Source organism: Bifidobacteriaceae bacterium, from assembly GCA_031281585.1.
Classification (GTDB): domain Bacteria; phylum Actinomycetota; class Actinomycetes; order Actinomycetales; family WQXJ01; genus JAIRTF01.
The window spans coordinates 20,622-33,936 of record JAITFE010000051.1 but is presented as its reverse complement, the minus strand read 5'-3'; the positions used below and the strand labels follow the sequence as shown (position 1 = coordinate 33,936).

At 65.5% G+C, this 13,315-nt stretch carries 8 protein-coding genes; 1 reads left to right on the top strand and 7 read right to left on the bottom strand.

Going from position 1 to position 13,315, the window contains the following annotated elements; genetic code table 11:
- Window positions 1-92 precede the first annotated feature (92 nt).
- On the top strand, window positions 93-2,486 hold the full coding sequence (locus LBC97_05560; GenBank protein ID MDR2565519.1) for a hypothetical protein: 2,394 nt from the start codon (window positions 93-95) through the stop codon (window positions 2,484-2,486).
- A 201-nt stretch (window positions 2,487-2,687) separates the two neighbouring features.
- Here LBC97_05560 and LBC97_05555 read toward each other — a convergent pair whose 3' ends face one another.
- From LBC97_05555 to LBC97_05525, 7 genes are all read right to left on the bottom strand, one after another.
- Window positions 2,688-2,927, bottom strand: coding sequence for a hypothetical protein (locus LBC97_05555; GenBank protein MDR2565518.1), 240 nt, complete (start codon window positions 2,925-2,927; stop codon window positions 2,688-2,690).
- Window positions 2,928-2,938: 11 nt separating this feature from the next.
- Window positions 2,939-3,208: a helix-turn-helix domain-containing protein gene (locus tag LBC97_05550; GenBank protein ID MDR2565517.1), complete on the bottom strand. Its 270-nt coding sequence runs from the start codon at window positions 3,206-3,208 to the stop codon at window positions 2,939-2,941.
- Between the two features lie 75 nt (window positions 3,209-3,283).
- On the bottom strand, window positions 3,284-4,342 hold the full coding sequence (locus LBC97_05545; GenBank protein MDR2565516.1) for a hypothetical protein: 1,059 nt from the start codon (window positions 4,340-4,342) through the stop codon (window positions 3,284-3,286).
- A 123-nt stretch (window positions 4,343-4,465) separates the two neighbouring features.
- A complete protein-coding gene (locus tag LBC97_05540) occupies window positions 4,466-9,547 on the bottom strand; it encodes a S8 family serine peptidase (GenBank protein MDR2565515.1) in 5,082 nt (1,693 codons plus the stop codon).
- A gap of 146 nt (window positions 9,548-9,693) precedes the next feature.
- The gene (gene serB / locus LBC97_05535; protein MDR2565514.1) at window positions 9,694-10,335 is read right to left on the bottom strand and encodes a phosphoserine phosphatase SerB; all 642 of its coding nucleotides are present in this window, start codon (window positions 10,333-10,335) and stop codon (window positions 9,694-9,696) included.
- On the bottom strand, window positions 10,332-11,573 hold the full coding sequence (gene glgC, locus LBC97_05530) for a glucose-1-phosphate adenylyltransferase (GenBank protein MDR2565513.1): 1,242 nt from the start codon (window positions 11,571-11,573) through the stop codon (window positions 10,332-10,334). The genes serB and glgC overlap by 4 nt, the downstream gene beginning before the upstream one ends.
- 112 nt (window positions 11,574-11,685) lie before the next feature.
- Complete coding sequence (locus LBC97_05525) at window positions 11,686-13,221, bottom strand: von Willebrand factor type A domain-containing protein (protein ID MDR2565512.1); 1,536 nt, start codon at window positions 13,219-13,221, stop codon at window positions 11,686-11,688.
- Between the last annotated feature and the right edge of the window lie 94 nt (window positions 13,222-13,315).

Sequence of the window (13,315 nt, the reverse complement as noted above, 5' to 3'; positions counted from 1 at the left end):
ACCGCAGTAGTTGGTGCCGCGAAGGGCCCTGCGGCCGGAGCCAGGCATCTCCTTCGCGTTGGGGCAGCGAGGCGAAGCCCTAGACTTGGGCAATGACTGCAGGCATCGCGGTGGCTGGCCATGCTTGGCGGCACTGCTTGTCCCACGCCGAGAACGGTGAGTACATCGAGTATGACTTGCCCGGCGGGGCGGCGATGGTGGCGGCGATCTTGTCGGGCGACGCACTTCCGGCGAGAAGCCTCAAGAAGCCCGCAGTTAGGCACACCCGTCTGAAACGAGGCAAGGCCGATGGGTCCGGCTGGTTCGTGGACCGGCACGACGGCTGGACGCGTGGCGACACCCTCATCGCCCCGCCAACCGAAGGGGACACCGTTGTGCTCTGGGACGAGGGGTTCGGGGGGATTGAGGTACCCGACGATCAGCGGCCCATCCTCTGGGCGTCCAATCAAGTGATCCCAAACGCAAAGATCATCGGAGCCATCAGGGACCGAGCCTTTATCATGCTGGACGCGGATGTCTTGCGCCGGGCCGGGGTGATGATTTCGCGCCAGGTGTCATGGGAGCGGACAGCGACAGACTTCGTCTGGCAGGTGGCAAATAACTCAACCATCGCTCACTTGCGCGATGCCAGGTTCCTATTGGTGACATTCGCGGAAGACGGCGCCATTTGCTTTGACGTTGACGGCACTCCCACGCTCTGTTTGTCTCATGGCGAAGAGGAGGGCTCTCTGCGCGACAACGGGGAGGTGCCTGACGTGTGGGCGGTCATGGTTGCCAGGGCGGCTACGGCGTTCCATGAGTTGGCGGGGCGTCCCGACTTCTCCTACTCCATGGCCGCCTCCGTTCCCCAGATGGTCTTTGGCGCACAACAGCTGGCCCGTCATGGCTATGACCTCGAGGTCTTGCGGGGCGGCGATCTCAGAGGGCTACTCGGGGACGGCTGGCCACCCGGCGCTGGCAGCGTCGAAGAGGTGCCTGTTTCTCGGCAAGGCGGGGAAGCTGACCCCAACTATTGGCGCTTGGCGGATTTCGCTTGGACATCAGTCTTCGGCGCTGCGTTCGAGTACGCCAAGTTCGGTGTCGGGGCGGTCCTCGAACTACCGCGTCTGACCCTCGGCGGTCTGACCACCGTGGACCGCCAAGAAATAGAGGCGTTTCAAAACGTCAAGAACCTGATCCTCGAATACGTCGCCAGCACGACCACGCGGCCGTTGTGTTTGGCCGTCTTCGGCGCGCCCGGCTCCGGCAAGTCCTTTGGGGTCACAGAAATCGCGCAATCTGTCCTGCCTGGCGGGGTGGACAGGTTGGCGTTCAATGTCTCACAGTTCAGTGGGGTCAATGACCTTACGGCAGCGTTTCAGAAGATCCGGGATTCTGCGCTTACTGGGAAACTGCCGCTGGTGTTTTTCGATGAGTTCGATTCTGACCGCGACGGTCGGCCGCTGGGTTGGCTCAAGAGCTTTCTCATGCCGATGCAGGACGGACTGTACCGCGACGCCACCGACTACCACCCCATCGGGCGGTGTGTGCTGGTGTTCGGCGGAGGAACGAAGGCGACCCTCCAGGAGTTCGTCTGGCCGTTGGGACTCGATCCAAGGTCGACTGAAGAAGAGACCCGGAGCAGTGTCCAGGAATTCCGGAGTGCCAAGGCGCCAGATTTCGTGTCGCGGCTGCGTGGCACGGTTGACGTTGTTGGCCCGAACCGCCAGGGTGCTCAAGACACCGCATACCTCTTACGACGGGCTGTGCTCCTGCGCAGCATTTGTCGGCGCAGGTTGACGACTTGGGACCACCGGGAACCGGTTTTGCCAGTGAACGATGACATTGTCCGCGCCATGTTGCTTGTGCCGGCGTACAAGCACGGCGCGCGGTCAATGGAGGCCGTGCTTGACATGAGCCGCATTCGCGGGTCGTCGTTGGAACCGGCTGATCTACCGTCCGAAGCGCAGCTCAGACTTCATGTCGACGCTCAAGCGTTCTTCCGGCTCTTGCTGGTTGAGACCCTGTTTGGCAGCGTGGCAGAGGACATCGCGCAGGAGATCTATGAGCAGGAGTCGTACCCGGAAAGCGTGTTGATGCGGCGACTTGCCCGACCATGGGCCGAGTTGGCTCAGGAGCACAGGGATTTCTTCCTCGCGCGGGCTCGCCACATTCCAATGCAACTCGCAGAAGTCGAGTGCGGCTTTGATGTGCGCCAGTGGTGCGCTGACCCTGACACTTCTTTTCCGACCGTGAATGCGTTCAGCGAGGAAGAGATCGCTCGCCTCGCCAGAATGGAACATGAGCGTCGGCGCAGGGAAAGAAGCGACTCCGGCTGGCCCCTTGAAGAGGGCGACATGGATCCTGTTGCGAAAGCCCTGACAAGCATCGAAATGGTGCCGTGGGAGGGATTGGGATCTGATGTACAGGACCGCTACCGCCACGATGCCGAGCAGATTATTCACCTGCTGGATGCGGTCGGATTGAGGATTTATCGGATCACTTGACCGACCTGCCGGCATGTGACAACTCGCCGTTGAACCCCTCAGGCTCTTTCCGTCGGTGCGCAGCCGATGGTCTGCGGCACCTGGTTGGACCGCGGTTATCACGGGCCCCGGATTGCCGCTTGCTCGGGTGCCTGTTCGGCGTTGCCGCCGGGAATGGCACCGCGCTGGACAAACTGGCCGAAGCCGACGCTAGCAAGCCTCTCAGCCATTTGAGCGGGCGTGGGTGGGGGCGGCGCGTGCATAGCGCATGGCTTGCACCCGTCGGTGCACGGCTTGGGATCTTTGTCCCGCCAACCCGTACCGCTGGCTCACTCTTTCTGGGGTGGGCGCCAAGGTGTGCTCCGACCACAGGACCTGGTACAGGTACGCGGCGAAGGCCGTCATCAGCAGGTCGGTCGACCAGATGCCGAACACCACGTTGACGTCCAGCAACGCCCTCATTGCCGTCGGCCCTATGCCGCCAGGGCCTCATCGATGTCGTAAACACCGGACGCCTCCGCCCCCTCGGTCATCGTGCGCAAGAAAGTCGATCTTTGCTCCTTCTCGGCTTTGTACGCCGACACTTCCCGCTCACTCAGGTACCGGTGCGACCCGGCCGGTCGATACGCCGAAAAGGTTCCGTTGGCGACCAAGCGCACCACGGTGTCCCTCGAGACCCCTAGGATCCTCGCCGCTTGCCCGGTCCGGACGTAAGTGATTGGCTCCGTCAGCCGCGCGCTCATCCCCCCATTCCAGGCAAACACGCAAGCGATCGCTGATGCTAGCCTCGACCCGCTGGGCCCTGCGCCGAGACCCTGCTAGCCGAGGTTGGTGAAGCCCGCTTCTTCGAGACGCTTTTGCGCTTCTTCCCAGAACTGCGTTTGCTCTTGGTACAAGACCTCTGAAAGCGCCTGGCCCTTTGCGTAATCGGGATCTTCGCCTTCGCCCTCGAAGGTGTACGGCTGACCGTTCCAGCCGGGCAGGTCGAACCCGATCGATGGGTCGGTGTAGTCGGAGTACATCTCTTCGACCAGCTTTTGCTGGTCTTCCTCGCTCGCGTCCGGGCCGAGCTTGATCATCGCGTCGATCAATCTGTCGAAACTTTCGCTGTCGAAGTTGGGGCACTTGACGAGCAGGGCCTCCAGCTCTGGGACGGTGATGTCGCCGGGCAGGACGGCCATCGGCTGCGTTTCCCAGTCGTCGGCTTTGGCCGGGGCGGGGTCCTTGAGATCGGGGAAGCCGTTGTCGCGGGCGCACTTGATCCATCCGGTGGTGGCCTCAAGCATGGCCTCCTTCTGTTTGACTTCGTCAACCGGGTCGTTCTGGTACACAGGCTCGGTGTACCCGCTCTGCTTCAGGCATTCGGCGAACGCGGCAGAGTGGTCGACGTTGCCGATGAACAGATAGGGCTGGTACTCCGGCTCGGGGATCGATGCGATGTCCTTGCCGTCCGCCTCGGCCTGTTCGACCGCCGCGTAGTACGCTTCCAGCTCCTCTTCGGATGGACGGTACTCGGCTGCCAACTCGTCGATGTGCGCGTAGAACGCGTCCCACTCCGCCTCGGTGTTCGCACCCCCGGCCGAGGACGCGCCGCTCCCGTCCGCGTACGCCAGGGCGTAGGTCTGGTCGGTGTCCAGTTCCAGCTGCTTTTGGCCTTTCATCCCGTCCCAGCTTGTGGCCTTGGCCGGAATGCCGGCCTTTTGCAGGCACTCTGCCATGGCGTCAGCCGCGCGGGCTTGCTCCTCCTCCGGGGAAGCGGCCTCGGTGTTCTTGGGGCCGCCGCCGTTGAGGCTGGCCACGTCGTTTGAGTCGCCGCAACCTGTCAAAACCAACGTTAAAGCTGCGGCCAGACCCGCGCTGAGCAGTACCTTGTTCACTTCAAACCCGTCTGTAGTTCCATGCTCGGCGAAGTCGGCGCGGCGTTGGGCCGCACGGGACAAGCCTAACCGGTGGCACGGAAGGCGCCCGCCTCCGCCGTCGAAAGCGGGCGCCGACCGTCCCTACAGCGCCCGCCGCCGGGACCGCCCCAGCAGGGCGGCGCCAAGCCCAAGCATGACCAGGCTGAACACCACCATTGGAACCAGATCGTTCGAGCCGGTGATGGACAACTCGCCGTCGGCGCCCAAAACCACGGTCGACTGGGGCTTCCACAGCTCCGACACGGTCCCCTGCGACAAGTACCGGGCGTCCGCCGCTGCCTGCCGGTTCAGGTCGATCCGGAACTGGAAGCTGTACGCCGCCTGACCGGCCGGGACCGTGTGGCAGACCGTCTGCGCGTGGTCTTGCCCCGCGGCGGTGAAGGTCAACTCGAAGTCCTTGACGGCGGTGGCGCCGGCAGTGGATGTTCCCGGGGTTCCGGCCGTGGCCGCCTTGTAAAGGGCCCCGTTGACGGCCACCTTCACCGGTGCTCCGTCTTGGCGGTCCAACCAAAGGTCGCCAGCCGTGCCGGGCTCCAACCAGACCTTGTCGCAAACCTCCCGTGACTGCGCGCTGGAGACGATCCGCGACTGGATGGTCGGGCCCATTTGGGTGACCACCGTCTCGCCCGCTTGTCCAAACTTGTCCGCCACCCCGGCGGGGATGAGCGGCCTGACCGCTGGGAGTTGCCCGTCTGGAGTGACTTTCCACACCCAGGTCCCGTACTGCGAAGTGGGCACCGTGAACCCGGCCGGGGCCGGGACTGTCACGGGGCTGGAGCCGGAAGTCGGCAGCGTCACGTTCACGTTGGCCGTTCCCAACACGGGCGTTCCCGCAGGCGCCGAATCTTTGACCGTGAACGCCGACTTGGAGCCGCCGTAGAACGTGCCCTCGACCTTGACGACCGCCGGGTCGCCGTTCGCGTCCGCCCGCCATTCGGCGTCCTGACCGGCCAAGCTCAGGGTCACGGCGTCATCAGGCGACTGGCCCTTGGCCTGGAACCCGGCCGGAACCTGGGTGGACACTTGCAACGGCAACGGGGCCTCGACCCCGCACGAGTTCCACGACACCGGCTCCAGGTAGCCCCGGGGGCTGTCCGTCACCGGGTAGGCGTTCAGGACCGTTTCCTCGAAGCTGGAAGAGCCAGCCGTCGCCGCGAAACGCAGCGAGACCACGTCGCCGACGGCGGCCTCGATAGTCGCCATGTAGACCGCCTCGCCGTCGGCTATGCCGATCGAACCCTCTGGCGGCGTGTCCGAGTCCGTCAGCGGGACCAGGGATTGCCAGGGCACCGGCGTCCAGGTGGCGCCGCCGTCGGTCGAAGCCTCCAAAGCGGCCGATTCGAGCGGAATGGGCTCCGAGCCGGCCAACTGGCTGACATGCGCGAAGATCAACTGGCTGGTCGAACCGGCGTTGTAGGCGTCCAGCGACGGCAACTCGAACCAGGCCTGAACCAAAGGCTCGTAACGAATCAGGTCTCCCCACTCGTCCGGCTCGGTGGGCGTGGCCGACTCCCACTCCCAACTTGCGGTCACGTCAGTCGACCATGCCCACAAATCCGTGTCGGTCGTGGTGAGCTCGTCCAAACGGTACCGATGCGCCGACGGATCCAACCCCTCAACCCGGAAATCGTAAACTGCGGGATCCGCAGCGTTGGAGAACAACACGTCCCCGGTCGTTAGATCGGTCAGCGTCAAGTCGGTCGCGCCGTACCCCATGGAATCCCCGAAATCGCGCAGCCACTCGGGGTTGCCCTGTCCGTCAACGAACAGAGGCACCCCAGCATACAAATCATCCCCCAACCGGGTGACGCGGACATAGTTGTTGTCGATCCACGCCGAATGCACCTGGCTGCCGAGGGTGAGCACGCTCTCCTCGCCCGCCGCGTATTCCCTCTCGATCAGGTTGAAGTTGTTCACCAGCCCGCCCTGGTACTCCAGAGTGCTGTCGCCCCACAACAAACCGGGGCTCAGGTGCAGGTTGTAGGTCGAGCCGGGCTGAGCCGAAAACCCGCCGCTGCCGAACTCGCCGCCGAACCAGTCGTAGATGGTCCCACCCTCGCCGATCGCACGGTGTTGGACCGTGACGTTCGCCAGTTCTGATTCGTCAATGGTCAGCGTGATCGCCTCGGCCTCCAAATCGATCTCTTGGCCGACGACATAAGCGTACTCAAGGGTGCCCCGGCCGAGGAGGTAGACGCTGCCCCCGGCCGCTGCGGCCAACCGCCCGCCGCCGTTGTCATTTGTGACCAAGACAGCGATTTGGTCGGCGCCGTATTCCCATCCGGCGTAGGCCGCCGCCGCCTCCGCGACAAGCGCTGCCACTGTCGAGCGATCTGACTCGAAGATCACGGCGCCGTACCCGGCCCCCTCGGCAGCGGCCACAAGGTCCATCGTGTCGTTGATGGACTCGTCGGAATAGTCGCGGCCGGGCAGGCTCACCAACACGGCCTGGTCGGCTTCGCCGCTGGATGGAATCTCCCCGTCTGCGGCATCCACCAGCGTGAACGCCGAGTGACCGGCGGCCACCCGGCCGCTGACGTCCAAGATGGGCAAAGGCTCAAGGCCGCAGGCGTCAAGCGAGGCCTCAACTAGGGGTTGGCTGAGCGAAGCGGACCCCGCAGAGGCCGCCTCGGTGCCGTCCACGGCGCCGGGCACCACGTAGAGGTTGTTTGGTGCCAACGAATTGACGGGGATGGAGCTGAAAAGCCCTACGTCGCTCCACTCGTCTCCTCCTTCTTCGCCGATTGTCAGATCGTTGATAACCTGCAGAGACCCCTCAAGCGGTGTGTCCGGCAGCCGCAGAGTCAGCGGCCGGGCCGTCGTGCCGTCAAGAGTCACCGTGGTCGCCTCGTCCAAGCCGATCACTGCGGACAATGCCACGGTGTCGTCGGTGCCGCCCTCAGCGTTCGTCTTGGTCGAATACGCCATGATGAAGTAGTCGCCCGCGATCAGTTCCACGCTGGCGCGGCCGTCCACAGGATCCAGCGTGGCGGAGTCGCTGAAGTCCGAGGCCAGCACCTCCAGGCTGAAATCAATGTCAGCGTGGTCGATCGGCTCGCCGTCCTTGTCGGTGGCGATGATCGTCAGTTCAAGCTTCTCGGGCTCGTTGGCCAGTCCGATGGGGGTGCGGACCGTCAGGCCGGAGGCACTGGTGGCGGTGACGTAGCCGCCCACATAGCCGGCCCCGAAGGCGGTCGGGTCCACGGTTACGTCGACTGTGGCGGTTCCGCCCGCCGGCACGGTCAGAGTGGTGGCGGACAGTGTCACGTGATCCGGGCTCAAAGGATCGACTCCGCTGCCGTCCGGGTAGCCGCCGTCGCCGCCGTCGAGCGGCAACTCGTCTTCCGGGGTCACGTTGACGGGCGCCCCGAAGTAGCGGGAGTAGGTCAACCCGGCGTCAAGGCTCAGCGACTCCGCAAAGGTCCCCTGGTTGACGTAGGTCAGGGTCTGGGTGACGGGCGCCGTCTGGGGGAAGGCGACCATGCCCAGGTTCAGCTGCGTGGGCGAGGTGGTCACGGTCTGGTCGATCGCGTCCGGGATGTTGATCAGGCCGGCGCCTTGCTGGAAAACTGTCGAGTCGTCCGGCATGGGCGCCGCCGAGGCCATCAGCTTGGCCCGCAGGTCGTCCGGGCCAAGGGTCGGATCGGCCTGCAGCAGCAACGCCGCAGCGCCCGCCACGATGGGCGCGGCCATAGATGTGCCGAACATGGTTGTGTAGCCGTCGGTCCCCATCGCGGCGCCGGTCATTTCCTCGAGCAACCAGGGATCCAGGTTGCCGTCCTCGTCGTAGCCGTCGGCCCCGGCGCCGGGCGCCACGACCTCCGGTTTGACCGCGCCGTCGCCGCGCCTGGGGCCCATTGAGGAGAACCAGGCCAGATTGCCGGTCTCGCTCGTGGCGCCCACCGCCAGAGCCTTGTCCGCCACCGCCGGGGTGGAGACGGTCTGAGCCCCGCCGTCGTTGCCTGCCGCCACCACGACCAGCGTCCCGTAGTCTTCAACGATTTGATTGACGAACTGGTCGAAATACGACTCGCCGTCGCCATACGCGCCCGGGTCGCCCAGCGACAAGTTGATCACGTCCGCGCCCTGCTGGGCCGCCCACTCGATGCCCGCCAGGATGGCGGAGTCGGGGCCGTAGCCGCCCTCGTCCAGCACGCGCGCGTTGAGGATCTTGGCGCCCGGGGCCACGCCCTGGTACGTGCCGTCCGAGGCGACGCCCGTGCCGGCGATCTCCGAGGCCACAAACGTGCCGTGGCCGACCTCGTCAAGCGGAGAGCCCAGGCCGGTGAAGTCCTCCGCCGCCACCACTTGGCCGACGAGGTCCGGGTGGCTGGAGTCGACGCCGGTGTCGACAACCGCGACCTTGATCCCGGTGCCGCTCAAACCGCCGGCCTTGGCGACATCCGCCCCGACCAGCTGCATCCATAGGGGGGTGGTCCCCGTGCCCGTTGGGGAAACCGAGCCGCCCACCGGCAACTCGACTTGAACCACCCGGTCGAGCCAGACCTTCTCAACCGCCGGCTCGCCCGAATTCGCGGCGCCCGCCGTGTCCGGGTCCGCCACCGCCTCGATCAAACTCCAGCTGGGTGCCGGACCCGCGTCCGGCACCGCGTCCAGCACGCCGAACTGGGCCGGCAACGCCGCCAGGCTCCCTTTGGCCTCGAAGCCCAGCTCCGACAAGTCGGGCCGGCCGCCCGTGGACTGGATGATAACCGGCACGCTGGCGTCCGGGCCGAGCTCGTAGGAGGCGAGCTCGGTCACGTCGAAGAGCGCCAAATCCAGCGAGTCGCCGATCAAGGAGACCACGTCCGACGGCACCACCAAAGTGTGGGAGTCGGCGGTCCGGGTCAGGAACTGCGGCCGAGAGCCGTCGGCCCTCGGGCCGGGCTCAATTCCGAGGACTTTGCCCTCCGGGCTGAGGCGCACCACGTCACCGGTGATCAGCCGCACCTGGCTGACCTTGCCCGCCTGTGCGGCGGGCCCTGCCGGGAGGACGGTGGCGGCGGCTCCGCCGTTCGCGGCGGCCGGCTCCTGCGAGCCGGCCGCGTTGATTGTGACCGCCGCGGCCACGACCGAGAACGCCAGGGCAGCCGCGACCGCGGCGTTGCGGCGTCCTGTTCGACGGGACTCAAAATGGAAGGAAGCGGGAGGGCGATGGAACATTCGTTGCACCAATCTAGTCGGGGGTGATCTGTCGCCAACCAACCTACGGGGGCACTCTGACAGCCAAAGCAGCCCCCACAGCCGTCATCCAGGTCACGCTGATGTTGGCCCAAGCATACTCGCTGGTAGACGCGAGTGTTATTACATTACGCGCGCGGCCCGAGCAAGTGCGGGAGCGCCGCCAGAAGCGAACCCTCGACGGCATGGTCCGCCGCCGCCACCACCGCCGGTTTGCCCCCATAGGCAATCGACAGGCCCGCCGCTGCCATCATGTCCAGGTCGTTGGCCCCGTCCCCCATGGCGGCGGTCCGCTCCAGGGGCACGCCCAATTCCGCCGCCCACTCGCGCAAAGCAGCCGCCTTGGCCGCCCGGTCGACAACGGAACCGACGACGCGGCCGGTCAAGACGGCATCGGACACCTCGAGGGCGTTGGCGCGGTAAAAGTCCAAACCCAGGTCGGCCGCCAGCGGCGCGACCATCGGCACAAAGCCGCCTGAGACGGCGCCGACCGCCCAACCCTCCGCGTGCAAGGCGGCGACCAGCTCGCGCGCGCCGGGACTGAGGCGGACCAGGCTGAACGCCTGGCCGATAGCCGATTCGGGCAGGCCGGCCAAAAGGGCCACGCGCGCGCGCAGCGACTCCGCGAAATCCAGTTCCCCGCGCATGGCGCGGTCCGTCACCGCCGCGACCTCGGGGCCAACGCCGGCCAACTCCGCCAACAGGTCAATGCCCTCGGTGGTGGTGAGCGTCGAATCCACGTCCATCACCAGCAGGCGGGTGAAGGTCACGGCTCGACCCGCGCGCCTTTGGGAACCACCGTGATCCCGCCGGCGGTGACGGCGTAGCCCCGCGCGCGGTCCAACTCATGGTCAATGCCGACGGTCGCCTGCGGTTCGATGAACACGGACTTGTCGATGATCGCGCGGTTGACGCGGGCGTGGCGGCCAATCTCGACATCGTCCAAGATGACGGAGTCTGACACCTCCGCCCAGGAATGCAGGTGCGCGCCCGGAGAGACCACGGAGCCGGAGATGGAAGCGCCTGACACGATCACCCCCGGGGACACCAGCGACCGCACCGCGTGGCCAATCCGGCCGGGCTCCGCGTGCGTGAACTTGGCCGGCGGCTGGCCGGTGTTGCCCGTGATCAAAGGCCACCGCCAGTTGTAAAGGTTGAACACCGGCACCGTCGAGATGAGGTCGCGGTGGGCCTCGTAGTACACGTCCAGCGTCCCCACGTCCCGCCAGTACGCGCGGTCGCGATCGTTTGAACCCGGCACCTGGTTGAACTTGAAGTCGTAAAACCCCGCGGCGCCCCGTGCCACGAAGGCGGGCACAATGTCCCCGCCCATGTCATGCCGGGAGGACACCTTGGTGGCGTCCGTCAGCACCGCGTCAATCAGGGCGTCCGCGTTGAACACATAGTTGCCCATCGAGGCGAGGATCGCGCTCGGGTCGTCCTCCAAGCCCTGGGCGTCCTTGGGCTTCTCCCGGAACTGCTTGATGAAGCCGGGATGGCTCGGGTCGGTCTCCAGCACGCCGAACTGGTCGGCCAAGTCGATCGGCTGGCGGATGCCCGCCACGGTCAACTCCGCGCCCGACTCGACGTGCTGGTCCACCATCTGCGAGAAATCCATCCGGTAAACGTGGTCCGCGCCGACCACCACCACAATGTCCGGTTTCTCGTCGTCCAGCAGGTTCAGGGACTGGTAGATCGCGTCCGCCGAACCCAAGAACCAGTTCTTGCCCTTGCGCTGCTGCGCGGGCACCGGGGCCACGTACTGATGCAGCAGGGAGGAGAGGTTCCAGGCGGAGGCGATGTGGCGGTCCAGCGAATGCGACTTGTACTGCGTCAGCACCACGATCTGGTGGTAGCCGGAGTTGACCAGGTTCGACAGCGGGAAATCGATCAGGCGGTAGATGCCGCCGAAGGGGACGGCCGGCTTGGCCCGGTCCCGGGTCAACGGCATCAGCCGCTTTCCCTCGCCGCCCGCCAAAACGATCGCCAAAACTCGGGGTGTAGCCATGGTTAGGAAGTTACCCTTTCTCGCGTGGGCTCGCGGTAAACGCCGGTGTTCTTCTTCCTACCTGGGATGCAGCACAGCCCGCATCTACCTACTGCCTAGCCAGACTACCCCGTCACAGAGTCCGCTCATACCGGTCGACCAGCGCCAGGAACTCGGCGCGCAGGCCGAAGAGATCCTCGCCCAGAGAGTCCTCCGCCAGCGCCTTGACCTCTCCCAGGCTGGCGTCCGCCTTGAAAGGCGAGTCCCGCAGGATCATTCCGAACTCGGCCACGGCCGCCGCCCAGCGCCAATCCTTGTCACGGGCGCCGTCCGCCCCGCTTTGGGGCACGGGGAAGTCGTCCTGCTTGGATTCGGTTCCGGCCGGATCCTTGTAGCGGGTCGACACCGTCATCCAGTCGTCGCCGTCCTTGGGCCCGTCAGCGGGGATCAGCTCGTATAAGGCGGTGACCGTGGCACCGGCGCCCACGTCTCCCGCGTCGACCGAATCATCCTCAAAGTCCTCGTTTTGGAGGACCCGGTTCTCATAGCCGACCAGCCGGTAGCGCGCCACCCGCGCGGGGTTGAAGGCCACCTGCAATTTCAGGTCTTTGGCCACCGTGAACATGGTGGCGTCGAATTGGCGCACCAACGCCCGTTCGGCTTCGTTCAGGTTGTCGATGTAGAAGTAGTTGCCGTTGCCGTTGTCCGCGATGGTCTCCATGAGAGCGTCGTGGTTGTGCATGCCGAAGCCGAAGACGGAAATGAAGACGCCGTTGTCCCGGGCCTGGGTGATCTGTTCCTTAAGGGCGTCCGTGCTTGAGGGGCCAACGTTGAAATCGCCATCGGTCGCCAACAGAATGCGGTTGTTGCCGCCCTCAATGAAGTGGTCCTCGGCCAGCCTGTAGGCCTGGGCCAGTGCGTCCGAACCGGCGGTCGACCCGGCCGAGTGGAGGGACTCCAAGGTCTCAACGATCAGGTCCGTTTCGGTTCCACGGACGCCCTCAAGGGCGACCGTGTAGGTTCCGGCATAGGTGACCACCGAGATCCTGTCCCGGTCGGTCAGCCGCTCGGTCAGCAGCTTGAACGACTTGACCAGCAGCGGCAGCTTGTCCGCCTGGTCCATGGACCCGGACGTGTCGAGCAGCAGCACCAGGTTGTTGCCCTCGGTGGTCGGCCACGCCTCCTTGGCTTTGACGCCGATCCGCGCGAGCATGTGGCCGGCGTCCCATGGCGCGGCGCCGAGTTTCACGTCCACGTTGAAAGGCCGTTCCGAGTCCTGGCCGGGCGCCTCATAGGCGTAGTCGAAGTAGTTCAGCATCTCCTCGATGCGCACCTGGTCTCTCATGCCCTCATTCCAGTCCCCGGAGTTGAGCAGGCTGCGGATCATGGTGTAAGAGGCGGTGTCCACGTCGGAGGAGAACGTGGAGACCGGTTGTTCGGCGACGTCGACCCAATCGTTTTCCACAAGTTCTTGTCCGGTCACCGGTTCGGGGTATTCCGCTCCAGGGATGGCCCCGGAATCCTGGCCGGTGCTGTAGTAGTTGTCGCCGCGGCCCGAGGCGAGTCCGGCCCCGGTGGAACCCTGGTCGCTTCCCGCGCATCCCGCGATCAGCGTGGCGGCGGAAAGGGCGGCGATCGCGGTCGCCGCGAAACGTCTGGGACTATTCATTATGGGCAGCCTCCGTTGTCGAATTGTTACATTCCATTGCTTTCATGGCGAATGCGGGACTCTGCCCCGCCACCATTATCCTAACCGGGCGCTC